Here is a 22,493-nt window from a genome sequence, read left to right on the forward strand (position 1 = left end):
GCGCTCCGTGCGCGAACTGTTCACGAGTTCGGTGCCAGCCGGGTGACGATGCTGCTCGACGACTCCAGCGTGCGGTGCACCGGGCACCGGTCCGCGATCGAGAGCAACGCGTCACGGTCGGCATCGGTGAGCTCTGCACCTTCGAGTTGGATCACCCGCTCGAACTGGTCGATCAGACCGGTGCGATCGGACCCCGCATCATCGACGGCGTCCGCGCAGTCGTCGGCGTGGACCCGGTCGTGGCTGACGTCGACGCTCACTCGGTCGAGCGGCAGACTCTTTCGGCTCGCGTACATCCGCAGTGTCATCGACGTGCACGCACCGAGGGCTGCGCCGAGGAAATCGTAGGGCGAGGGTCCGGCGTCGAAGCCACCGATCGATTCCGGTTCGTCGGCGAGAAAGCGGTGGTTGCCGACGACGACATGGTTGAGGAACGGACCCTGACCGGTCTCCGCGACGACGACCGACGTCGTCGGCCCGGGCGCATCGAGCGCGCCACTCTCGTCGCTGACGTGACGCGTCGCGAACGCGGCGATCATCGCGGCGGCGAACCGGGCATCGCCCGCGTCGCTCAGGAGATGGTCGGCGCCGTCCAACGAGACGAAGCTCTTGGGATGGCGAGCGTGGGTGTAGATCTCGGCGGCATTGTCGACCCCGACCGTCTCATCGACCGGTGAATGCATCACGAGCAACGGCTTGCGCATGATCTCGACACGTTCGAGGACGCGGTGTTCGCTGAGGTCCGCGACGAAGTCCTGGGTGATCGTGAACGGGCGTCCGGCCAACGAGACGCAGGCTTCGCCGGCCGTCGCGATCTCGTCGATCGATTCGGTGAACAGCGCCGTCAGGTGTTCCGTGTCCGACGGCGCACCGATCGTGACGACCGCGTTCACCTCGGGCACATCGCCCGCGATCGCCAACACCGCCGCCCCACCGAGCGAGTGACCGACCAGGATCTGCGGTGCCGCATGCTCGCGCCGCAGCCAATCGATCGCTGCGACGAGATCCGCCGTGTTGGACGAGAAGTTCGTGTTCGCGAACTCGCCTTCACTCGAACCGAGACCGGTGAAGTCGAACCGCAACACCGCGAACCCCGATTCGGTCAGAGCGGCGGCGAGGCGGCCCGCCGAACGAAGGTCTTTTCCACAGGTGAAACAGTGCGCGAACAGGGCGAACGCCCGGGGAGGACCCGCCGGAAAATCGAGTCTCGCGGCGAGCAGATCACCGTCGCCACCCGGAAACGTGACATGTTCGGTTCTGGCCGGTTTCATCGCCGTCATGGGTCGACGCTACCGATCCCTGGACTACGCTCACGTCGGATGGCGAGGGCTCGGTCATGAACGCAGTCGTCCTCGCCGCCGGTGCGTCCTCGATCGGCCCGACGCTTGCATTGATCGTCGGTACCGGCATGGTCGCCCAGTGGATCGCGTGGCGCACGCAGATCCCGTCGATCATCGCCCTGCTCGTCGCCGGCCTGGCCCTGGGACCGGTGTTCGGCGTCCTTGAACCCGACGAGCTGCTCGGCGACACGCTGTTCCCGCTCGTCTCGCTGTCGGTGGCGCTCATCCTGTTCGAGGGTGGCCTCGACCTTCCGCCACGCGAGTTGCGCAACACCGGCACCGTGGTCCGACGGCTGATCTCGATCGGTGCGATCGTCACCGGCGTCGCCTCGTGGTACTTCGCCCGTGAGATCTTCGGCATCTCGAACGAAGCCGCCATCGTGCTCGCCGCCGTCCTCGTCGTCACCGGGCCGACCGTGGTCGGTCCACTCCTACGATTCGTGCGCCCGTCGGGCACCACCGGGCCGATTCTGCGCGCCGAAGGTGTCCTGATCGACCCGATCGGGGCCACGGCGGCACTCGTCGCCTTCGAACTCGTTCTGGCCGACGAGACCGAGGAAGCCGTGCTCAGCCTCGTCGGCATCGTCGGTCTCACCCTTTTCGCCGGCATCGGACTCGGCCTCGCGACCGCGTTCCTCCTCGACACCGCACTGAAGCGCTTCCTCATTCCCGACCAGCTCGCGGTGCCGATGACCTTCGCGTTCGTCGTTGCCAGCTACGTGGCGTCCAACGAGATCCAGGAGGAGTCCGGCCTGCTCGCGGTCACCGTGGTCGGCATCTACCTCGCCCGCCGGGAGTCGTCCACGATCCGGCAGGTGCTCGAGTTCAACGAGAGCTTGCGCACCCTCTTGATCTCGGCGTTGTTCATCCTGCTCGCGGCGCGCATCGAGGCCGACGCGTTGCGTGATGTCGCGCTTCCGGCGCTCGTGTTCCTGGCAGCGCTCGTCTTCATCGCCCGCCCATTGACCGTGCTCGTCTCGACCGTGCGCACCTCCTTGAGCTGGCGCGAGCGGATCTTCCTCACGACGATGGCACCGCGGGGCATCGTCGCCGCCGCCGTGTCCGCGATTTTCGCGCTCCGGCTCGAGGAGGAGAACGTTCCCGACGCCGACAAGATCGTCCCGATCGTCTTCCTGATGATCATCGGCACGATCGTCGTCTACGGATTCGTGGCGGGGCCGGCGGCGCGGATGCTCGGCCTTGCCGAAGCAGAGGCCGACGGCGTGTTGATCGTCGGCTCGCACGCCACGGCGCGCGGCATCGCCACCGAACTCAAGAAGCGCGAGATCAAGACGCTGCTGATCGACACCGACCCGTACAACGTGACGCGAGCGATCGCTCAGGGATTGAGCGCGCGCCGAATGAGCGGCTTGGCCGAGAACGCCACGGAGAGCCTCGACCTCCGCGGCATCGGAAAGTTGCTCGCGGTCACCTCGAACGACGAGGTCAACGCACTGTCGACCGGCCGGTTCTCTCGCGTCTTCGGCCGCCGCGAGGTGTTCCAGCTCGCACCCGGAAAGCGCCGGAGCGGCCAGACGGCGGTTCCCGAGGAGTACCTCGGCCGCATCATCGGCATCGACGGACTGACCTACTCCGCACTCGACGAACATTCCCGCCAGGGTTGGCGGGTGATCGGCGAACCCGCCGACTCGCTCATCGTCGAGGCGTTCGGCGAGCAACAGTTCATCCCGCTCGCACGGATCGAGGAAGGCGAGATGGCCTTCATCTGTCACAACGATCCGTTGCCCGAGACCGGCGAGGTGATCGGCCTCGCCGCACCGAGGTTGCAACGCTCGATCGAGGAGCGCCGCACTCCGGACAACGCCGAGACCGAGGCCTCGTGACCGGCGGGCCGTGGCTCCCGAGCGCGAGATGACGCGACCGGACACGCCATCGGTCGACCACGTCTTCGTCTACGGGACGCTCCGCCCGGGCGATGTGCGGTGGCAGTTCCTCGAGCCGTACGTCGTCGACGAGGGCTGGCCCGACACCGTCGACGGGCAACTCTTCGACACCGGACTCGACTACCCGGCCGCGATCTTCGACGAACGCGCGATTCCCGGTGGGCTCATCGCCGGGCAGACCTACCGGCTGCTCGCGCACTCCCTCGGCGATTGCCTCGACGTCCTCGACCGGGAGGAGGACACCGTCGGCGGACGCTATCGACGTGTCCTCGTCGTCACCGGCCGAGGGGTGACGGCGTACGCGTACGAGTACGGCAGCGACCTGGATCTGACTCCGATCGACAGCGGGGACTGGTTCGCGCACCGCGGCCTCGTGCCGCCCTCGTTCGGATCCCCGGAGCCGGCGCGATCTACGCTCGCTCCATGAGCCCTCGCGACAATCTGTCCACCCCCGGAATCTGGTACTTCACCGACGGGATGAGCTCCGGGGAGGCGGCCGAGTTCGCCGGCGAGGTCGAATCGCTCGGCTACTCGACGCTCTGGCTTCCCGACACGGTCGGTCGCGATCCGTTCGCGCACATCGCCTGGCTCGCGTCCCAGACCTCCACGCTCACGTTCGCGACCGGCATCGCCAGCATCTTCCATCGTCACCCCGGTCCGATGAAGCAGGTGATGAACACCATCGGCGAGCAGTCGGGCGGCCGATTCATCCTCGGCCTCGGTGTCAGCCACGGACCGATGGTCGCCGGGCTCCGCGGGCTCGACTACTCCAAGCCGCTCACGCAGATGCGCGAGTACGTCGCCGCGATCGAGTCCCAACCCTTCCGCGGTCCGGCACCCGCCGAACCCGTCCCGATCGTGCTCGCAGCGCTCGGTCCGAAGATGCTCGAACTCGCCGGAACCGCCGCCGACGGAGCGCACCCGTACTGGACGACGCCCGAGCACACCGCGCAAGCGCGCGAGATCATGGGTCCCGACGCCCTGCTCTGCGTCGAGCAGAAGATCTGTCTGTCGACCGATGCGGACGCCGCGCGTGAGGCGGCTCGGGCCGCGATCCAGATCTACGCCGACCTTCCGAACTACCGCAACAACTGGAAGCGACTCGGGTTCACCGAGGACGAGATCGAGCAGCGCGACAACCGCTTCATCGATGCCGTGGTCATCTGGGGCGACGAGGACCGCGTCCGCGCCGGTATCCAGGCGCACTACGACGCCGGGGCGACGCACGTGTGCATCCAGCCGCTGTCGACCGAGGGTCCGACCACCCTCGACCGCAACGCGTTGCGGGCGCTCGCCCCGTCCGGTTGACCCCGGGGTTCGCGGGCGAGCGACCGATCAGTCGGCGGTGGACTCGGCTGCTTTGGCTTGGAGTTCGTCGACGATCGACGCGTCGGCGAGCGTGGTCGTGTCACCGATGTTGCGGCCCTCGGCGACGTCGCGCAGCAGGCGCCGCATGATCTTGCCGGAGCGCGTCTTGGGAAGATCCGGCGTGATGAACACCCGCTTCGGCCGCGCGATCGCACCGATCTCCTCGGCGACGTGTGCCCGGAGCGTCGCTTCGTCCGTGTCGGCACCGCCGCGCAGGATCACGTAGGCGAACACCGCCTGCCCTGTCGTCGGGTCGTTCGCTCCGACGACCGCTGCCTCGGCGACCGACGGGTGCGACACGAGCGCCGACTCGACCTCGGTCGTGGAGATGCGGTGGCCGGACACGTTCATCACGTCGTCGACACGCCCGAGCAGCCACAGGTAGCCATCGTCGTCGAGCTTGGCGCCGTCACCCGCGAAGTAGCGGTCGGGGAAACGTGACCAGTACGTCTCCTGATAGCGCTCCGGGTCCCCCCAGATCCCGCGCAGCATGCCTGGCCACGGTCGGGTGAGCGTGAGGTAGCCGCCACCGACCGGCACGACGTTGGCGTCGTCATCGACGAGCTCGGTACTCACGCCCGGGAGCGGGAACGTGGCCGATCCCGGCTTCGTGGTGGTCGCTCCCGGCAGCGGGCTGATCATGATGCCGCCCGTCTCGGTCTGCCACCAGGTGTCGACGATCGGACACCTCCCACCGCCGATGTGTTCGTGGTACCACATCCACGCCTCGGGATTGATCGGCTCGCCGACCGTCCCGATGAGCCGCAGCGACGAGAGGTCGTGCTTCGCCGGCTCGTCCGCGCCCCACTTCATGAACGTGCGGATCGCGGTCGGCGCGGTGTAGAAGATCGTCACGCCGTACTCCTCGACGATCTCCCAGAAACGGTCATTGGCCGGGTAGTTCGGGACGCCCTCGTACATCACCTGGGTGCAGCCGTTCGACAGCGGTCCGTAGACGATGTAGCTGTGGCCCGTGATCCAGCCGACGTCGGCGGTGCACCAGAAGACGTCGGTTTCGGGCTGCAGATCGAACACGTACTTGTGCGTGTAGGTGACGTGGGTGAGGTATCCACCGGTCGTGTGCATGATGCCCTTGGGCTTGCCGGTCGTGCCCGACGTGTACAGCAGGAAGAGCAGGTGCTCGGCCTCCATCGGCTCGGCGGGGCAGTCGGTGGACGCTCCCTCCATCAGCTCGTGGTACCACACGTCGCGCCCGTCGACCATCGTGACGTCGTTGCCGCCGCGGCGGACGACGACCACGTGCTCGATACTCGGCGTCGACTCACACGCCTCGTCGGCGGCGGGCTTGAGCGGGAAGACCTCACCGCGGCGGTAGCCACCGTCGGCGGTGATCAACACCTTTGCTTCGGCGTCGTTGATCCGATCACTCAGCGACTGACTGGAGAACCCGCCGAAGACCACGCTGTGGGGTGCGCCGATGCGCGCACACGCAAGCATCGCGACTGCGGCCTCGGGGATCATCGGAAGGTAGATGTTGACCCGGTCGCCCTTCTTCACGCCGAGCCCCTTCAGGACGTTGGCGAACTGGCTCACCTCGTCGAGGAGGGCCTGGTAGGTGATCGTGCGCTTGTCGCCTGGTTCGCCTTCCCAGTGGAATGCGACCTTGTCGCCGCGGCCCGCCGCCACGTGGCGATCGAGGCAGTTGTACGACACGTTCAACGTGCCGCCCTCGAACCACTTCGCGTCCGGCAACTGCCAGTCGAGGACGGTGTCGAACTCCTGCTCCCAATCGACGAGTTCGGTCGCCTGACGCGCCCAGAACGCCTCGTCGTTCGTGTTCGCCTCGTCGTACAGCGACGTGTCGACGACGAGCGACGTCGCCTTGAAGTCGTCGGACGGCGCGAACGTGCGGTTCTCCGAACTCAGTGCGTCGATCGTGTCGTGCTGTTCGTCACTCATGGTCCGATCGTAGAACACCGATCGGAACCACACCGATGGCGCCCCCGTTCCGATCTCGTGATCTGTTCCCGCGCCCCGTGCGCGAACTGTTCACGAGAATCGAACGGAGTCGGTCAGGGCTGGCCGTCGCTCAGGTTCGGGGTCTGATCCGTCGGCGGGATGTCGAGTGTCTCCGCGACGACATCATCGTCACGATCGCGTGCCTGGATGTCGTTCTCGACGAACGGGCGCAGATCGTGAACGAATCGCCGGGTTGGAGCGCGGTGTCGAAATCCTCCGACTCCGCGAAGAAGTAGAACGTGGAGAAACTGGTCGACGTCGGGCTGAATCTCCCGAAATGTGCTGCCGGTCGGTCGGGAGCGCCGGGGTCAGCCGGAGCGGTACTCGGCCACGAGGAATCCGCCGAGTCCGTCCGGATCGAGCAGCGCTTCGGCCTCGCTGATCCGACTGCGCATCCGCATTGCCTCGAGGTCGGGACGCGCCGCGTGTTGCTCCCAGTGACGGCGACCCTCCTCGACGCGGTCGGTGATCCCGTGGAGTTGGAGGAACTGAGCCTGCGTCCGCAGCGCATCGGCTTCCGGAAGCTGATCGAAACAGAGATCGGTCGTGATGTCCTGCGTCCGTGGCGCGTGCAGGTAGTGATCTCCGCGTTCGTTTCCGCGATAGGTCCGCAACCAGTCCCGCCATGGCCGGAGCGCGAGCTCGCTCGTGCGGGGGACCCCGTAGTCGATCACCACGACCGAACCTCGACCGACGATCGACCGGGCACGATCGATCCAATCCGCTGCGCGATCGGTCAGTGGCGCACGGGCGCCGTGCGGTGCGTTCCCGGGCAGCACCGCCGGCACGTGCTCGAACGGAGCGCTGAGGCGTTCCCCGTTGGTGTCGACGAAGGCTTCGCGCCACGCCCCGTCGAACACCGCAAGTCGAAACGGCAGGTTGTCGAGCAGCTCGTTGGCGATGATCACTCCCTCGATCGGGCCGTCGGGAAGGTCGGACCGCGATTCCACCCCGTCGGGATGTCGTTCGCGCTGAGCCTCCGAGACCTCGACGGTGATGTACCGCATCGAATCGAGACAGGCGGGCGCAGCGGCGAGGATCGAGCGGGCGAGCGTCCCCGGGCCGGCACCGGCGTCGACCACGGTGAACGGGTCCGGGTGCCCGAGCCGTTCCCACTCGGAGTCGAGGTAGGTGGCGAGCACGGTCCCGAACAGCGGCCCGACCTCGGGCGAGGTCAGGAAGTCGCCGCGACGGCCGGCACTCCCCCCGTCGACTCGCATGTAGAACCCCTCAGGGCCGTACAGCGCCTGTTCCATGAACTGGTCGAACGGAATCGGGACGGCATCGCTCACCCCGACAGGCTGGCACCTCCCGGCTCCTTCCCACCCCCTGCTCGCCCTCGCAAGCGAATTTTCTTCCCGCACGTGGCCGAAGTTCTCCCGCGGGAGGAACAGCGACGCTCCGAGGGAGGCGGTGCCGATCAGGTCGGCGCCGTCAGGAGCTGGAGCAGTCCATCGGTCGGCCGGTCGAGCCGACCGCGATCACGGTCGTCCGAGACTCGGGTTTCTCGGGCCGGTTCGGCGTTCGCACCGCCAACACTCGAGCCGGCTGTCGCCGGTGTGGAGGTGGGTGGCGAGTCGCTTGGGGTGGACCTTGCGACCGGTTCCGTCGGCGTTCGTGATGCGAACGGTCACCCCATTGGACCCACGTCGACTCTCGACGGCCGTCACCGTGCCGGAGGACAGCGCGAAGCCCACGTGGTCGTCGTCGTGGACGACGACGTCATCGTTCACACGCAACGCGTTCCAGTACGCCAGGATCACGAGCGATCCTCGGTGGTGCGGGGCAGCTGCACGATCATCATGCTGCTCGATCCAGAGTCGGCACGACTGGTGGTTCGATGCCGCGGTTGTCCTCGCCGTCCTCGCGATTGTCGACGACGCGGATCCACGGATGGCGGAGCGACTCGTACGGGCCGGGGTGCGCGTCAGTCGACCGGTCGGTTTCGGCGGATCGCTCTCGGGCTGGTGGCAGCATGGGTCTCCTGTGAGCTGGGGCTCAGAGGAGGCGACCGCATCGTGTCGACCGCGTGGATCGAGCGTCAGAAGAGGTCCCCGGTGAGTCGGCGGAACATCACCGTACCACGTGACCGTCGGGTCCACCGGTCGCGCGGAACCGGACAGGCGACACCGACGTTCTCCGCGAAGTGAACGTAGTGTTCTTCAGGCGTTCCACTTGCTTGGTGGGGACATCTCGTTGACATCCGACCCTTCGACCTTCGTCGATCCGCCGAACAATTCGTTGCCTCCTCTGAAACCGACTTCGAGGAGTCCACATGTTCGAATCGTCCGACCCCCAACGTTCCCTCCTGCGCCGCCCCCGGGCCATCGTCTACTGCGACGCGCACCTCGGCACGATCGACGGCAAGACCGCGAACGGTCTCGTCCGCCACAGCGAGCGGTACGAGATCATCTCGGTCATCGACCACACGCAGGCCGGCCGAGACGCCGGCGAGGTGCTCGACGGAACACCGGTGGGGATTCCGTGCTGCACCGATCTCGACGACGCGCTGACCGGCGCCGGCTCGCCGCCCGAGCTGTTGATCGTCGGAGTCGCCCCGACGAGCGGTCTGCTGTCGGTCGCCCAGCGGGCGGTGCTGCTCGACGCGATGAGTCACGGCCTCGGCATCGTCAACGGGTTGCACGAGTTCCTGAACGATGACCCGGAGTTCGCGGCGACCGCCGCGATCAACAACGTCGTGATCGCCGACGTCCGGCGCCCGAAGGAGAAGGCCGACCTGCACATGTTCGACGGGAGCATCCTCGGTGTGAGCTGTCCCCGGATCGCCGTGCTCGGCACCGACGGTGCGATCGGGAAACGCACGACCGCCACGATCCTGGTCCGCGCGCTCAACGCGCGTGGACTGCACACGGTCCTCGTCGGTACCGGTCAGACGAGCCTGATCCAGGGCGCCGCCCACGGGGTCGCGCTCGACGCCGTTCCCGCACAATTCGTTGCCGGCGAACTCGAGGCGGCCGTGGTCGGCGCCTTCGAAACGGAGCATCCCGATCTCATCGTGGTCGAGGGCCAGGGAGCGCTCAGCCATCCGACCTACCTGAGCTCGACGGCCATCCTGCGCGGGAGTCGACCGGCTGGGGTCATCCTCCAGCACGCGCCCGCCCGTTCGATGATCAGCGACTTTCCCGCCTTCCCGATGCCGACGCCAGCCAGCGAGATCAACCTGATCGAGACATTCGCCGACACCCGGGTCATCGGATTGACGATCAACCACGAGGGCATGACCGACAGCGAGGTCTCCGCCGCGATCACCCTGTACGAAGCCGAACTCCAGATCCCGGCAACGGACGCGCTCACCCGACCACCCGACCGTCTGGTCGACATGGTCCTGGCGGCGTTCCCCGACCTACTCGCCGCACCGGTCGCTGCACGATGAGCGGGCTGCGCCTCGACATCGACCTCGACAAGATCGGCGACAATGCCCGCCACCTCGTCGCCCTCGCCGGTGAACGTGGGGTGTCGATCACCGGGGTCACCAAGGCGTTGCTCGGCGACGCCCGGCTGGCACGAACGCTCGTCGTCGCCGGTGTCGTCGGCCTCGGCGACTCGCGCATCGAGAACATCGAGCGGATGCGGCACGCCCACGTCCACTCGCCCATGACGCTGATCCGGTCGCCGATGCCGAGTCAGGTCGACCGCGTGGCGCGCGCCGACACCACGAGCATGAACTCCGACACCGATGTCCTCACCGCGCTCGCGACCGCGGCCCGGTTGTGCGGCCGGATCCACGACGTGATCGTGATGGTTGAACTCGGCGATCTCCGCGACGGGGTGATGTCGGCGGAACTCCACGAGACGGTGCGACACGTCCTGCGCCGACCGACGCTTCGTCTGGAGGGGATCGGAACGAACCTCGCCTGCCGCAACGGCATCGAGCCCAGCCGCCAGAACATGGGCGAGCTCTCGGACCTCGCGGACAGCGTCGAGTCGGCGTTCGGCATCGAACTCCGCACCGTGTCGGGCGGCAACTCGGCCAACCTCGGCTGGCTGTCGACCGCCGAACAACTCGGGCGGGTGAACAATCTGCGCCTGGGCGAGGCGATCCTGCTCGGGCGCGACCCCCTGCGTCGTCAGCCGCTCGTCGGATTGCACACCGATGCGATCACGCTGATCGGCGAGGTCATCGAGTCGAGGCGCAAGCCCAGCCGCCCCTGGGGACGGGCCGGCCAGAACGCGTTCGGTGAAACCGACACCGAGCCGAACGATGACGGCGGCGACCACTCGATCTGGCAGACCATCGTCGCCGTCGGCCGTCAGGACACGGACCCCCGCGACCTGCGGACCACGGCTGGCGTGACCGTGCTCGCGGCCAGCAGCGACCATCTCATGGTCGAGACCAGCGTGAAGATGGTCGCCGGCGACGAGATCCGTTTCGAGCCCGGCTACTCCGCGCTGCTCCGTTCGATGACCTCACCGTTCGTACACAAGGAAGTGCGCCGAGACCGAGCCGACCGGACAACCATCTCGGTGTCGAGCAGAGGCCGAGCCGGCAACCAAGGCGGGACGACGGTCGGTCGGCGCACCGCGAACCTGACGATCGTTCCCGCGATGCGCCCCGCCGCCGGCGCCGCGCCGCGGTCCGATCGCTGAGCGACGGTCCCGGATCAGTCGGAGGCCGCGGCGATCGCGACGCGTGGGTCGCGATGCGGGTCGTCTTCGGCACCCAGCGCCGTCTGGAACAGGCCGATGGCGTGGTGCCGCTGGGTCTCGGTGAGATCCGCGGTCATGATGCGATCGACGGACGGCGCGAGATCTCGATGGAAATCGACGATCTCGTGAGCAACCTGCTTGCTCGGCTCGAGATCCTCGAACGGAGTGTCGCCGTCGTACCAGACGGTGCTGCTCGGCTTCTTCTTGGACGCTGCCATTCCAACTCGTTTCGGTAGATGCGGAACGGATGTCCCGCGGGTTGACGAGGAGGGCTTCCCGAAGTGCACGGGACGCGTCGACGATCAGCCGCCATGCTATCGGTCGACAGGGACCGGACCGGGCGGCGGAGGTGGAACGAGCCGCGGTGGAACCCTCGACGAACTCAGCCGAGGAGGGGAACGGTGCCGGCGAGGTCGGAGAGGTTTCCGAAGCCGGCGACCAGGCGGGGGTACACACCGACGGCGATGGTGCCGATCACGGTGATGCCCAGCGCCGCGATGATCGGCGACGGCGGATTGATCGGCGCAGTGTTGCCGTCCGGGACGTCGTCGACCCACACGGTGCGCAGCACCCGGAAGTAGTACGCCGCCGAGATCACGGTGTTGACCGCCGCGATGCATGCCAGCACGTAGGCGGAGGTGGTGTCGGCGTCGAGCACGGCCTTGAAGGCGTTGAACTTGGCGAACCAGCCACCGAGCGGGGGGATGCCGGCGAGCGATGCCATGAACACCGTCATCGCCACCGCCAAGCCGGGGGCGTAGTTGAACAGACCGCCGAACGACGAGATCTCACCGCTCTGCGTCTTGCGTGACACGGCGATCACCACGGCGAACGCGCCGAGGTTCATGAACGCGTACACGAGCAGGTAGACGACCACGGCGTTGAGCGCGGACCCGCCGGCGTCGACGTCACCCGCGTAGGCGAGCGGCATCAGGATGAACCCACCCTGGCTGATCGACGAGTACGCCAACATGCGCACGATGTTGGTCTGGCGCAGCGCGAGCACGTTGCCGACGGTCATGGTGAGTGCAGCGAGCACCCAGAGCATCGGTCCGTAGACGTCGCTGGCGTTCGGGAACGCGAGGAACACGAGGGTCATCAGGGCGGTGAAGCCCGCCGCCTTCGACGCCACCGAGAAGAAGGCGGTCACCGGGGTGGGCGCGCCCTCGTAGGTGTCGGGCGCCCAGGAGTGGAACGGCACCGCCGAGATCTTGAACGCGAACCCTGCGAGCACGAACACGATGCCGATCACTTCGAGTCCGCTGAGGCTGCCATCGGTGAGCAGGGCTCCCAGACCTTCCTCGCCCGTGAGCGCCGTGGTTCCCGTCGCGCCGTACAGGTACGACATGCCGAACAGCATGATGCCCGACGCGAACACGCCCATCAGGTAGTACTTCACGCCCGCCTCGTTCGACACCGACGACCGCTTCTTCCACGCCGCCATCATGTAGCCGGGGATCGAGAGCAGCTCGAGTGCGACGAAGATGCTGATGAGGTCACGCGACGACGCCATCATCACCATGCCGAGGATCGAGCAGAGCATCAGCACGTAGAACTCGCCCTGGTAGTAGCCGCCGTCCTCGAGCGCGTTCTGGCTCATCAGCACGACGACGTAGCCGACGAGCAGGAACAGCGCCTTGAGCACCAACGCGTACTCGTCGATCACGTACCGACCGTCGAACAACTCTCGCGGGACCCCGTCGAGCTCCAGACCGAGCGTCACCACCGGGATGAACGCCAGCAGCATGACGATGCCCGTCAGCGTCGCGATCATCCACTTCTTGGACTCGGCGAGGTTCAGGTCGATCAACAGCACCACGTTGATCCCGATGACCAGGATCAGCTCGGGCGCGATCGCGTGCCAGTCGATCGGCGGCGACGACCAGTCGGCCTGCGCGAGGAGCGACGAGATCATTCCGATCATTGCGGGATGCCGGCCGAGATGGTGTTGACGAGTTGGGTCACGGCCGGGTCGAGCACCTTGAACATCAGCTGCGGGTACACGCCGAAGACGACGATCGCGATCAGGAACGGGGTCCAGGCGATCCACTCGGTCGGCTGGACGTCGTGGATGTCGTCGTGATGCTCGTCGGCGTCGACGTTGGCGGCCGAGCTGAGCGAGTGGGCGACACCGTGGCTGTCGTGACCGGCGTGGGCGGCCGCTTCGTGCTCGGCATCGGAGTGACCGGCGAACTCCTCGGTCGGCTCACCGAAGGCGGTGCGCTGGTACAACCAGAGCAGGTATGCCGCAGCGAGCACGGTCCCGACGGCGGCGATCACCATCAGCGTGCGGAACAACGTCTCGTTGAGCGCCGGATGCGGGTTGTACGCCGACAGGATCGCCGGGAACTCGCCCCAGAATCCGGCGAGTCCGGGAAGCCCGAGCGACGCCATGGCGGCGAAACCGAGGATCCAGCCCATCTTCGGCATCTGGATCAACATGCCGCTGAGGCGGCTGATCTCGAGCGTGTGGTAGCGGTGCTTGATCGAACCGGCGACGAAGAAGAGCATGCCGGTGATCAATCCGTGGGCGACCATGCCGAACAGGGCGGCGTTGATGCCGAACGTCGTCAGGGTCGAGATGCCGAGCATCACGAAGCCCATGTGGGCGACCGACGAGAACGCGATCAGGCGCTTCATGTCGGTCTGTGCGAGGCAGCCGAGCGCTCCGTAGATGATGCCGATCACGGCGAGGATGCCGATCACCGGCGCCCACGCCTCGGCCCCTTGCGGGAGCATCGGCAGCGCGATCCGGACGAAGCCGTACGTCCCGAGCTTGAGGAGGATGGCGGCCAGGATGACCGAGCCCTGCGTCGGCGCCTGCGTGTGGGCATCGGGCAGCCAGGTGTGGAACGGGAACATCGGCACCTTCACGGCGAATCCGAGGAACATGCCGGCGAAGATCCAGATCTGGACGTCCCGGTCGATGCCGGCGCCCATCTCGTACAGCCAGGCGAAGCTGAAGCTCTCGCCGCCGGTCTGGAAGAAGATCGCCAGGAACGCGACGAGCATGAACGCCGAGCCGAACATCGTGTAGAGGAAGAACTTGAGCGATGCGTACTTGCGCTGCTCGCCACCCCAGACGCCGATCATGAAGTACATCGGCAGGAGGACCACCTCGAAGAACACGAAGAAGAGGATCAGGTCCTGGGCGATGAACGTGCCCGCCATCCCGGTCTGCAGGATCAGCATCAGGGAGTAGAACGCCTTCGGATTCCCCGCCTCGGGCATGTTGTCCCACGAGTAGATCATCACCAGGAAGGTGACGGCCATCGACAGGAAGTACAGCGGCAGGCTGATCCCGTCGAGGCCGATCGTGTAGCCGGACGAGATGACCTCGATCCATTCGGCATCGACGAAGAACTGCAGGTTCTGGGACTGGTCGTAGTCGAACAGCACCAGCGTGGCGATGCCGATCGCGAGGGTTGCGCCGGCGGTGAAGATGCCGATGACCTTCGGTGTCCGCTCGTCGTCCCGGCTCGTGCCGAACATGATGGCCAGGGCGCCGAGCAGCGGCAGGAAGGTGCCGACGCTCAGAATCCAGTTGTTGTCGGTGAGGTTGTTCATGATCTCAGTTCTTCAGTTGATCTCAGGATGCCGTGCTGATTCAGCCGACGTTGACGATGACGAGGACGATGGCGGCGACGGCGGCAGCGCCGAAGAGCAGTCCGCCGTACTGATTGATCTTGCCGGATTGTGTGCGCTGGAGGCCGTGCCCGGTCTCGGACGCCACCGTGCCGGACCCGTTGACGGCCCCATCGACGACCTTCTGGTCGATGTTTTCGTACACCCACTGCCCGGTGCGCTTGCCGCCCTCGCCCACCGCGTCGACGGTGGCGTCGAGCACCTTCTGGTTGACCCAGTAGGCGGCGTTCGCGATCGGGTGGGCGACGGCCCGGACGATGACGTTCTCGTAGAGGGCGTCGAGGTAGTACTTGTTGACCAAGAACTTGTGGCCCGCACGAGCGACCCTGCTGCGTTCGGTGAGCCCGACCAGGCGCTTGTCCCGTCGCTTGTAGAACGCGAGGCAGAAACTGATCGCGATCGCGTACCCGATGGCGACCACCACGAGCGACAGCGCGATCTTCGCGAGCGTCGGCGTGGCGTGGGTGACCGCCGGGAAGAAGCAGGCCGAGCCCTCGGGCGGCGTCGTGAGACCACAGCCTTCACTGTGGCCGTGGTCGCCTCCCTCGTCGCCTTCGTCGGCCTCGGCGATACCGGGGACGAAGTACGAAACCCCTTCACCCGGTCCGCTGTGCGGGATCGACTCGATCGCGACCGCGACGGGTCGTGGCTCGACGTACTTCTTGACGTACTCCCACGACTCGCCCAGGGGTGTCGCGTTGGTGAAGCCCGAGAACGTGGCGAGGAACGCCAGGATCACGACCGGAACGAGGATCAGCTTGCCCGACTCGTGCGGGCCATGGTCCTCGCCGTGATGGTCGTCGTGGCCGCCGTCGTCGTGACCGTGATCAACCGTGTCGACGTTGGCTGCGGCCGACAGTGACCGTGGCGTCGGCTCGTCGTGCACATCGACCATCGGGCCACCGGCCATCGCCAGCTCCGGCTCGTGCTCCTCGACCGTGAGGTCGTGGTCGCCGACGTGGTCCTCGAAGTGGTGTCCGGCTGCAGCACCGCGCGGCTCACCGAAGAAGGTGAGGTACGTGGAACGGGTCATGTACATCGCCGTGAGCGCGGCACCGAAGAGGCCGACCCACATCAGCACCGTGTAGCCGTTGTTGCCGACGTTGTCGATGATCTCGTCCTTCGACCAGAACCCGGCGAACGGGAACACACCGGTGAGTGCGAGCGTGGACACGCACCACGCAGCGAAGGTGACGGGCATCTTCTTGCGCAGGCCGCCCATGTCCTTCTTCATGTCGAAGGAGTGATGCGATCCGGAGTGGCTGATCGATCCGGCGCACAGGAAGAGGCAGCACTTGAAGAACGCGTGGGTGAACACGTGGAAGACGGCCGGGAGCCAGGCGCCGGTACCGAGGCCGAGCATCATGTAGCCGAGCTGGCTCACGGTCGAATACGCGAGAACCTTCTTGATGTCGTCCTGCACGAACGCGAGCAGTGCCGCGATGACGATCGTGATCGCTCCGATGATCGCGATGAACGACAGCCCACCGTTGGCGATGTTGAACGCTTCCCAGAAGACCGGGTAGATCCGGGCGACGAGGAACACGCCGGCGACGACCATGGTGGACGAGTGGAGCAGCGAGGAGACCGGGGTGGGTCCCGCCATCGCGTCGGGTAGCCAGGTGTGCAGCGGGAACTGACCGGACTTGCCGATGCAGGCGATGAACAGCGCGGTCGCGCCGACGAGGATCGCGGCTCCACTGGCCGACGAATCGCCGGAGAGCGCCCATGCCTGGATCGCGGCGATGTCGAAGCCGTTCGCTCCGGGTGAGTTCTCGGCGATCCAGTCGCTCGACGCGAAGTAGATGACCGCGGTGCCGACCAGCAGGCCGATGTCGCCGACGCGCACGGTGAAGAACGCCTTGAGGGCGGCCTTCGAGTTGGCTGCGTCCTCCCACCAATGGCCGATCAGCATGAACGAGCAGAGGCCCATGATCTCCCAGCCCAAGATGAGCTGGACCATGTTCTCGGCCATGACCATGACGAGCATGCCGGCCGAGAAGAGGGTCAGCGCACCGAAGAACTGCGTGTATCGACGGTCGTCACGGACGTAGTCGATACTGAAGATCTGGACGAGCAGGGAAATGAAGGCGACGAGCCAGAGCAACAGCACCGACAGGCCGTCGGCGAACGAGCCGATCCCGAACTCGAGGCCCGAGTTCTGCCACCACACCCAGGACGTGACGACCGGTTCGATGAACGGTTCGACCTCTCCACCCTCGGACGCGCGAGGCAGTGACCGACCGAACGTCTGGAGCAACCCGATGGCGTGTTCGCCACCCTCCTCGGCGTCGCCGGAGTTGACGCGGGCCATCCACTGGATCCCGGCGCCGGTCGCGATGACGAGCGAAGCGGCCATCGAGGCGAGTCCGAACTCGGAACCACCGTTCGGCATCTTCTTGCCGAACATCATGATCAGCGCGAACGCGACGGCGGGGATGAGCGCGACGAGCCAGAGGTTCTCGAGGAACCAGCCGGAGCTCAGGTCGAGCGCGTGTTGTACTTCTTCTGCGGCGAGCACCGGATCAGCCCTTCAGTTCCGAGAGTTCGTCGAGCGAGATGGAGCGACGGTTGCGATAGATGAGCAGCACCATGGCGAGACCGACACCGACTTCGGCGGCAGCGATCGCGATCACGAAGAGTGCGAACACCTGCCCGTCGACGTCGTCGTTCATCAGCGCGAACGCGACCAGGTTCAGGTTCACGGAGTTCAGCACGAGCTCGATCGACATGAGCACCATCACGGCGTTGCGACGCGCGATGACACCGAACACCCCGATGCAGAACAGCACGGCGGCGAGCAGGAGGAAGTTGGCAGCGAGCATCGGTCAGTCCTTCCGAGCCAGGACGATGGCGCCGATCGCGGCGGCGAGCAGGACGAAGGTCATGCCGAAGAACGGCGCGAGGTACGGCGAGAGGACGCGGTCGGCGATGTCGACCGTCGACTCGTTGTTCGCCCCGGTGAGCTGCGGCTCGGCGATCGTGTCGTCGCCGTAGGTGTCGAGCACAGCCCACGCCAGCAGTCCGAAGAGGACGACCGCGACCGGGATCCCGATGGCCCAACCCTTGTTGTTCAGCCCCGACTCTTCGCCGATCTTCGCGCGGGTGAGCATGATGCCGAACAGGAACAGCACCATCACGGCGCCGATGTAGACCATCACCTGCGATACGGCGACGAACTCCGCTGCCGCGAGGACGTACTGGGCGGCCACGCCTCCGAGGACCACGACGAGCCACAGCGCGGCGTGGACGACGTTCTTCGTCGACACGACGCAGAGCGCGGCGAAGATCATCCCTGCGGCGATGATGCCGAAGCCGATGTTCTGCGCGACGTTCACGCCGTCGGCAGCGAGGAGCACTGCGTTCACTTGCCCGCCCCGGCTTCGAGTTCAGGCGCCTCGGGAACGGTCTCCATCCACTCGCCCAGCTTCTCCTTGTCGTGCAGGAGGTCGGCGATCTTCGGCTCGGAGTACTCGTACTCGGGGCTCCAGAAGAGCGCGTCGAACGGGCACACCTCGACGCAGATCCCGCAGTACATGCAGAGCGCGTAGTCGATGTCGAAGCGGTCGAGGTGGTTCACCTGGCGCGGCTTGCCACCGGCACGTCGCGGCGGCGCGAGTTGCTTGTGGCCTTCGATGTAGATGCACCAGTCGGGGCAACTGCGCGAGCAGAGCATGCACGCCGTGCAGTTGTCCTCGTGGAGCGCGATCACGCCACGCGCGCGGATCGGCGGCGACTCCTTCTCGTGCGGGTACTGCACGGTGTTCGCGCCGTCCTTGACGGTACGTCCGAAGATGCCGAGCGTGACGCCCAGACCCTTGACCAGACCAGGAACCTTTGGCATTAGACAGCCACCTTCAGAATCGCCGTGACGGCGATGTTGGCGAGCGAGAGGGGGATGAGGAACTTCCAGGCGAAGGTCTGGAGTTGGTCCTCACGGAAACGGGGGTAGGTGAAGCGCACCCACATGATCACGAACACCAGGGCGAGCATCTTCGTGAAGAGGATCAAGGGACCGACGATGTTCATCCACCAGGACACGTCGTCGAGGTTGTCCCAGCCGAACCACTCGAACGGCACGCCCCAGCCGCCCAGGAACAACGTCGCAGCGATGAACGCGAACACGCCTGCGGTGGCGAACTCGGCGATGAAGAACATCAGGAAACGGAAGCCCGAGTACTCGGTCATGTAGCCCGACACGAGTTCGGATTCGGCGATCGGCATGTCGAACGGCGGCTGGGTCAGCTCCGCCTGGACCGCGATCATGAAGATCAGGAAGCCGAGGAACTGCGTGATGACGAACGGGTTGCCGAGCCACTCGAACCCGAAGATCGCCTCGGTGTTCTGGACTTCGACGATCCGGTTGAGGTTCATCGACTCCGCCTGGATGACGACACCGAGCGTCGCCAGGACCATCGGCAGTTCGTAGGCGATCAGCTGACCGGCGGCACGGAGACCACCGAGCAGCGAGTACTTGTTCGCGCTCGCCCAGCCCGCCATCAGGATGCCGAGCACGCTCACCGAACCGACGGCGAGGAAGTAGAACACCCCGGCATCGAGATCGGCGAACACGGCCTCGGGACCGAACGGCACGACGACGATCAGCAGGAACGTCGAGAGCAGAACGACGACGGGAGCCAGTTTGAAGACCGTCTTGTCGACGTTGTCCGGGGAGATGTCTTCCTTCTGCAGCCACTTGCCGACCTCGGCCAGGAGCTGCATCGATCCGTAGGGACCAGCCTCCATCGGACCGAGCCGGCTCTGCATGAACGACATCATCTTGAACAGGAACAGGTAGACGATCGCGCCGGCGGGCAACAGGACGGCGACGAGTCCACCGAGGACGCGCAGCAGCGACTGTCCCCAGTACGGGATCTCGACAGCGAGGACACTGATCATCGGTCGATGTCTCCGAGGATGAAGTAGAGGCTGGCGAGGATCGTGATGATGTCGGGCACGTAGACGCCCTTCAGGACCCACGGCGTGATGCTGATGTTGTTGAAGCTGGCAGAGCGGATCTTCACCCGGAACGGTCCGAGGTCGCCCTTCGAGACCACGTAGTACCCCATCTCACCGAGCGGGTTCTCCGTCGAGACATAGGCCTCGCCCTCCGGCACCTTGATGATGCGCGGCACCTTGGTCATGATCGGACCGGCCGGGATCTGCTCGAGCAGCTGCAACACGATCTTGCACGACTCTCGCGTCTCCTGCAGTCGGATCCAGCACCTCGCCCAGGAGTCCCCGTCGGGGTGCGTCCAGACCTTCCAGTCGGCCTTGTCCCACGCGAGACCCACCGGGTTGTCGCGCCGCAGGTCGTAGTCGACGCCGCTGGCGCGCAGGTTCGCACCCGACAGGCCGTATTCCTCGGCGACGTGCGCGGGGATCACGCCGATCCCGCGCATGCGGCTCTGGAAGATCTCGTTGCCGAAGAGCAGGTCCTCGTTCTCGTCGCAGAACCCGATCAGTCGCTTCACGACGGCGGTCGTCTCGTTGATCCAGCCTTTCGGCAGATCGTCCTTGAGACCACCGATGCGGTCGAAGTTGGGGTGGAACCGACCGCCGGTCGCGCTCTCGATCAGGTTGAGGACGTACTCGCGGTCACGGAACGCCAGGAACGCTGGGGTGGTCGCGCCCATCTGGACACCGAGGTCACCGAGGAACAGCGACACGTTCGCGATCCGGGACAACTCGAACAGGATCGTGCGGATGACCTGGGCGCGCGGCGGCGCCTCGATCTCCATCAGCTTCTCGGCGGCGAGGATGAACGGCACCTCGTTGGCGAAGCTGCCGAGCCAGTCGATGCGGTTGATCAGCGTCGTGACCTGCGGGAAGGTACGGACCTCGGTGAGCTTCTCGTACCCGCGGTGCATGTAGCCGGCAGACGGCTCGGCCCACACGACCTGCTCGCCGTCGAGGCGCGCGATGATCCGCAGCGTGCCGTGCGTTGCGGGGTGCTGCGGCCCGATGTTGAGGGTCATCCCCTCGGTCTCGAGCTCGACGTTCAAGCGCGCGTCAGCGGCCTGCGACGCGATGTAGCTCAGTTGCTGCCGCTCGGACAACTCCGTCATGACTCGTCGTCCGCCTTCTCGCCGTCGGACTCGTCGGCCTCGCCGACGTGCGTCGCTTCGTCACCCGTCGCCGCCGCGACCGCGGTGGTCGCGTCCGGATCGGGCGGTGATGCGTCGTCGCCGGTGGCCTCGACGGTCGCATCGACATCGATGGCACCGTCCTCATCGGTCAGCGGCAGCGGCTCGTCCTTGATCTCTTCGGCCTTCTCGGGCATCGGTTCGACATCGACGATGCCGGGCCATGGCTTGACCATGCGCGCCAGCAGCGGGAAATCCTTCTTCAACGGGTGCCCTTCGAAATCGCCGGGGAGGTACATGTTGCGCAGGTCCGGGTGACCGTTGAAGCCGATCCCGAACATCTCGTGACATTCGCGCTCGTGCCAGTTCGCGCCGGCGTACGAGCCGGTCCACGAATCGACGACCTGGTGATCGTCGGCGACGTCGGCCTTGATCGTGATGCCGACGTGCCGATCGAGGTCGGTCAGCCGTGCGAACACCTGCATGCGCGTCTCGCCGCCACAGACGCCCTGCTTGATCGTCATGTCGATCGGTTCCTTCTCGACCGTCGGATCATCCTCACCCTTGCCATAGGGCGACGGCATCCAGTCGATCGCCGACAGGAACGAGAAGAACGAGAACCCGGCGAGTTTCAACGCCGCCGCGGTCTCGGCCCACGCGTCGGTGGCGACGCGGACGGTGAGGTCGGTGTTGGGGTCGATCTCGAACTCGATCAGCGCGTCGCCGATGCGGGCTCGGAGGTCGTCGACGATGCCTTCACGGAGGCCATCGCCCGGCAACGCCTGAGTTTCCGCGGCTGCGTCGTCGGTCGTCTCGGTGTCACTCAATGGGGCCACCGCCCACGACGATGGGTTCCGGGCGATCCCGCTCGGGGATCGGCTGCGGGTCGGTCGAGATGTCGTGCGTCGACTGTCCCGTCGGATCGCCGGCGTGCAGTTCGCCGCGCTCGGCCTGGCGCTTGGCCTGCAGCGTGGTGAACTCGTCACCCTTCCATTTGGCCTGCATGTCCTCGTTCTTGATCCGCTGCTGGAGCAGGACGATGCCTTCGAGCAGCGCTTCGGGACGAGGCGGGCAGCCGGGGACGTACACGTCGACCGGAATGATCTGATCGACACCCTTGGTGACCGAGTAGCTGTCCCAGTACGGGCCACCGCAGTTCGCGCACGACCCCATCGAGATCGCGTACTTCGGCTCGGGCATCTGCTCCCACAGGCGCTTCACGGCCGGCGCCATCTTGTCGGTGACCGTGCCCGACACGCACACGAAGTCGGCCTGGCGCGGGCTGGCCGGGAGCGGGATCACGCCGAGGCGCATCACGTCGTAGCGCGGCGACGCGAACGCGGCGCCCATCTCGATGGCGCAGCACGCGAGGCCCCACTGGTACACCCACATGCTGTAGGAGCGGCTGATGTTGAACAGCTTGGTGAGCGGGGCCGGCATCCGACCCTTGTCGACGAGACCCATGTCAGTGCACTCCTTGTCGGATCGACCCGGTCATCACA

At 66.2% G+C, this 22,493-nt stretch carries 21 protein-coding genes; 6 read left to right on the forward strand and 15 right to left on the reverse strand.

The genetic code is table 11. From position 1 onward, the window contains the following. Positions 1-20 precede the first annotated feature (20 nt). The gene (locus tag ON45_RS17785) at positions 21-1,280 is read right to left on the reverse strand and encodes a bifunctional alpha/beta hydrolase/OsmC family protein (RefSeq protein WP_051063319.1); all 1,260 of its coding nucleotides are present in this window, start codon (positions 1,278-1,280) and stop codon (positions 21-23) included. Between the two features lie 56 nt (positions 1,281-1,336). Here ON45_RS17785 and ON45_RS17790 point away from each other — a divergent pair, with 56 nt between their 5' ends. Genes ON45_RS17790 through ON45_RS17800 form a run of 3 tightly spaced genes read left to right on the forward strand, consistent with a single transcriptional unit; the run spans position 1,337 to position 4,552 of the window. After that, positions 1,337-3,184, forward strand: coding sequence for a cation:proton antiporter (locus ON45_RS17790; RefSeq protein ID WP_051063320.1), 1,848 nt, complete (start codon positions 1,337-1,339; stop codon positions 3,182-3,184). A 28-nt stretch (positions 3,185-3,212) separates the two neighbouring features. Then, entirely contained in the window at positions 3,213-3,671 is a 459-nt protein-coding gene (locus ON45_RS17795) for a gamma-glutamylcyclotransferase family protein (protein WP_148288756.1), read from the forward strand. Continuing rightward, the gene (locus ON45_RS17800; RefSeq protein ID WP_040495660.1) at positions 3,668-4,552 is read left to right on the forward strand and encodes a TIGR03620 family F420-dependent LLM class oxidoreductase; all 885 of its coding nucleotides are present in this window, start codon (positions 3,668-3,670) and stop codon (positions 4,550-4,552) included. Before ON45_RS17795 ends, ON45_RS17800 begins: the two co-directional genes overlap by 4 nt. Before the next feature lie 27 nt (positions 4,553-4,579). On the opposite strand, the gene acs is transcribed toward ON45_RS17800, so the two are convergent. Beyond that, complete coding sequence (acs, locus tag ON45_RS17805) at positions 4,580-6,532, reverse strand: acetate--CoA ligase (protein ID WP_040495695.1); 1,953 nt, start codon at positions 6,530-6,532, stop codon at positions 4,580-4,582. Between the two features lie 35 nt (positions 6,533-6,567). Here acs and ON45_RS17810 point away from each other — a divergent pair, with 35 nt between their 5' ends. Beyond that, a complete protein-coding gene (locus tag ON45_RS17810) occupies positions 6,568-6,828 on the forward strand; it encodes a hypothetical protein (RefSeq protein WP_040495662.1) in 261 nt (86 codons plus the stop codon). Positions 6,829-6,900: 72 nt separating this feature from the next. Here ON45_RS17810 and ON45_RS17815 read toward each other — a convergent pair whose 3' ends face one another. Together ON45_RS17815 and ON45_RS17820 are read right to left on the reverse strand one after the other, a co-directional pair. Next, positions 6,901-7,884 (reverse strand): SAM-dependent methyltransferase, encoded by a 984-nt coding sequence (locus ON45_RS17815; protein ID WP_040495664.1) that lies wholly within the window; start codon positions 7,882-7,884, stop codon positions 6,901-6,903. A 189-nt stretch (positions 7,885-8,073) separates the two neighbouring features. Further along, positions 8,074-8,355 (reverse strand): hypothetical protein, encoded by a 282-nt coding sequence (locus tag ON45_RS17820; RefSeq protein WP_040495666.1) that lies wholly within the window; start codon positions 8,353-8,355, stop codon positions 8,074-8,076. A 512-nt stretch (positions 8,356-8,867) separates the two neighbouring features. Between ON45_RS17820 and ON45_RS17825 the strand changes: the two genes are divergently transcribed. Both ON45_RS17825 and ON45_RS17830 read left to right on the forward strand, forming a co-directional pair. Next, positions 8,868-9,986, forward strand: a complete 1,119-nt coding sequence (locus ON45_RS17825) for an N-acetyltransferase DgcN family protein (protein WP_051063321.1) — start codon at positions 8,868-8,870, stop codon at positions 9,984-9,986. Continuing rightward, a complete protein-coding gene (locus ON45_RS17830; protein WP_083915131.1) occupies positions 9,983-11,200 on the forward strand; it encodes an alanine/ornithine racemase family PLP-dependent enzyme in 1,218 nt (405 codons plus the stop codon). The genes ON45_RS17825 and ON45_RS17830 overlap by 4 nt, the downstream gene beginning before the upstream one ends. 14 nt (positions 11,201-11,214) lie before the next feature. On the opposite strand, the gene ON45_RS17835 is transcribed toward ON45_RS17830, so the two are convergent. The 11 genes from ON45_RS17835 to ON45_RS23840 all read right to left on the reverse strand — a co-directional run bounded on the left by ON45_RS17835 (position 11,215) and on the right by ON45_RS23840 (position 22,455). Next, positions 11,215-11,478 carry a hypothetical protein gene (locus ON45_RS17835; RefSeq protein ID WP_040495668.1) on the reverse strand — a complete coding sequence of 88 codons (264 nt, stop codon included), beginning with the start codon at positions 11,476-11,478 and terminating at the stop codon, positions 11,215-11,217. 164 nt (positions 11,479-11,642) lie between these two features. Further along, positions 11,643-13,175: an NADH-quinone oxidoreductase subunit N gene (locus tag ON45_RS17840; RefSeq protein ID WP_241432244.1), complete on the reverse strand. Its 1,533-nt coding sequence runs from the start codon at positions 13,173-13,175 to the stop codon at positions 11,643-11,645. 5 nt (positions 13,176-13,180) lie between these two features. Beyond that, entirely contained in the window at positions 13,181-14,827 is a 1,647-nt protein-coding gene (locus tag ON45_RS17845) for a complex I subunit 4 family protein (protein WP_040495672.1), read from the reverse strand. A 40-nt stretch (positions 14,828-14,867) separates the two neighbouring features. After that, the gene (locus tag ON45_RS21825) at positions 14,868-17,426 is read right to left on the reverse strand and encodes an NADH-quinone oxidoreductase subunit 5 family protein (RefSeq protein WP_051063322.1); all 2,559 of its coding nucleotides are present in this window, start codon (positions 17,424-17,426) and stop codon (positions 14,868-14,870) included. 4 nt (positions 17,427-17,430) lie between these two features. Continuing rightward, positions 17,431-17,730 carry an NADH-quinone oxidoreductase subunit NuoK gene (nuoK, locus tag ON45_RS17855; RefSeq protein WP_040495674.1) on the reverse strand — a complete coding sequence of 100 codons (300 nt, stop codon included), beginning with the start codon at positions 17,728-17,730 and terminating at the stop codon, positions 17,431-17,433. 3 nt (positions 17,731-17,733) lie between these two features. After that, the gene (locus ON45_RS17860) at positions 17,734-18,273 is read right to left on the reverse strand and encodes an NADH-quinone oxidoreductase subunit J family protein (protein ID WP_051063323.1); all 540 of its coding nucleotides are present in this window, start codon (positions 18,271-18,273) and stop codon (positions 17,734-17,736) included. After that, on the reverse strand, positions 18,270-18,749 hold the full coding sequence (locus tag ON45_RS17865) for a NuoI/complex I 23 kDa subunit family protein (protein ID WP_040495675.1): 480 nt from the start codon (positions 18,747-18,749) through the stop codon (positions 18,270-18,272). Before ON45_RS17865 ends, ON45_RS17860 begins: the two co-directional genes overlap by 4 nt. Beyond that, the gene (locus tag ON45_RS17870; RefSeq protein ID WP_040495676.1) at positions 18,749-19,804 is read right to left on the reverse strand and encodes a complex I subunit 1/NuoH family protein; all 1,056 of its coding nucleotides are present in this window, start codon (positions 19,802-19,804) and stop codon (positions 18,749-18,751) included. The genes ON45_RS17865 and ON45_RS17870 overlap by 1 nt, the downstream gene beginning before the upstream one ends. Then, entirely contained in the window at positions 19,801-20,973 is a 1,173-nt protein-coding gene (locus ON45_RS17875; protein ID WP_040495678.1) for an NADH-quinone oxidoreductase subunit D, read from the reverse strand. The genes ON45_RS17870 and ON45_RS17875 overlap by 4 nt, the downstream gene beginning before the upstream one ends. After that, complete coding sequence (locus tag ON45_RS21830) at positions 20,970-21,818, reverse strand: NADH-quinone oxidoreductase subunit C (protein WP_158412500.1); 849 nt, start codon at positions 21,816-21,818, stop codon at positions 20,970-20,972. The genes ON45_RS17875 and ON45_RS21830 overlap by 4 nt, the downstream gene beginning before the upstream one ends. Next, positions 21,811-22,455 carry an NADH-quinone oxidoreductase subunit B gene (locus tag ON45_RS23840; protein ID WP_040495680.1) on the reverse strand — a complete coding sequence of 215 codons (645 nt, stop codon included), beginning with the start codon at positions 22,453-22,455 and terminating at the stop codon, positions 21,811-21,813. Before ON45_RS23840 ends, ON45_RS21830 begins: the two co-directional genes overlap by 8 nt. Positions 22,456-22,493: the final 38 nt, after the last annotated feature.

The sequence above is a fragment of the Ilumatobacter nonamiensis YM16-303 genome (assembly GCF_000350145.1).
In the GTDB taxonomy this organism is placed as follows: domain Bacteria; phylum Actinomycetota; class Acidimicrobiia; order Acidimicrobiales; family Ilumatobacteraceae; genus Ilumatobacter_A; species Ilumatobacter_A nonamiensis.

Bases quoted from the DNA above. Each gene is read 5' to 3' on its own strand.
- ON45_RS17785 (WP_051063319.1), bottom strand. From the start codon at position 1,280: ATGACGGCGATGAAACCGGCCAGAACCGAACATGTCACGTTTCCGGGT.
- ON45_RS17790 (WP_051063320.1), top strand. From the start codon at position 1,337: ATGAACGCAGTCGTCCTCGCCGCCGGTGCGTCCTCGATCGGCCCGACG.
- ON45_RS17795 (WP_148288756.1), top strand. From the start codon at position 3,213: ATGACGCGACCGGACACGCCATCGGTCGACCACGTCTTCGTCTACGGG.
- ON45_RS17800 (WP_040495660.1), top strand. From the start codon at position 3,668: ATGAGCCCTCGCGACAATCTGTCCACCCCCGGAATCTGGTACTTCACC.
- acs (WP_040495695.1), bottom strand. From the start codon at position 6,532: ATGAGTGACGAACAGCACGACACGATCGACGCACTGAGTTCGGAGAAC.
- ON45_RS17810 (WP_040495662.1), top strand. From the start codon at position 6,568: ATGGCGCCCCCGTTCCGATCTCGTGATCTGTTCCCGCGCCCCGTGCGC.
- ON45_RS17825 (WP_051063321.1), top strand. From the start codon at position 8,868: ATGTTCGAATCGTCCGACCCCCAACGTTCCCTCCTGCGCCGCCCCCGG.
- ON45_RS17830 (WP_083915131.1), top strand. From the start codon at position 9,983: ATGAGCGGGCTGCGCCTCGACATCGACCTCGACAAGATCGGCGACAAT.
- ON45_RS17835 (WP_040495668.1), bottom strand. From the start codon at position 11,478: ATGGCAGCGTCCAAGAAGAAGCCGAGCAGCACCGTCTGGTACGACGGC.
- ON45_RS17840 (WP_241432244.1), bottom strand. From the start codon at position 13,175: ATGATCTCGTCGCTCCTCGCGCAGGCCGACTGGTCGTCGCCGCCGATC.
- ON45_RS17845 (WP_040495672.1), bottom strand. From the start codon at position 14,827: ATGAACAACCTCACCGACAACAACTGGATTCTGAGCGTCGGCACCTTC.
- nuoK (WP_040495674.1), bottom strand. From the start codon at position 17,730: ATGCTCGCTGCCAACTTCCTCCTGCTCGCCGCCGTGCTGTTCTGCATC.
- ON45_RS17865 (WP_040495675.1), bottom strand. From the start codon at position 18,749: ATGCCAAAGGTTCCTGGTCTGGTCAAGGGTCTGGGCGTCACGCTCGGC.
- ON45_RS17870 (WP_040495676.1), bottom strand. From the start codon at position 19,804: ATGATCAGTGTCCTCGCTGTCGAGATCCCGTACTGGGGACAGTCGCTG.
- ON45_RS17875 (WP_040495678.1), bottom strand. From the start codon at position 20,973: ATGACGGAGTTGTCCGAGCGGCAGCAACTGAGCTACATCGCGTCGCAG.
- ON45_RS23840 (WP_040495680.1), bottom strand. From the start codon at position 22,455: ATGGGTCTCGTCGACAAGGGTCGGATGCCGGCCCCGCTCACCAAGCTG.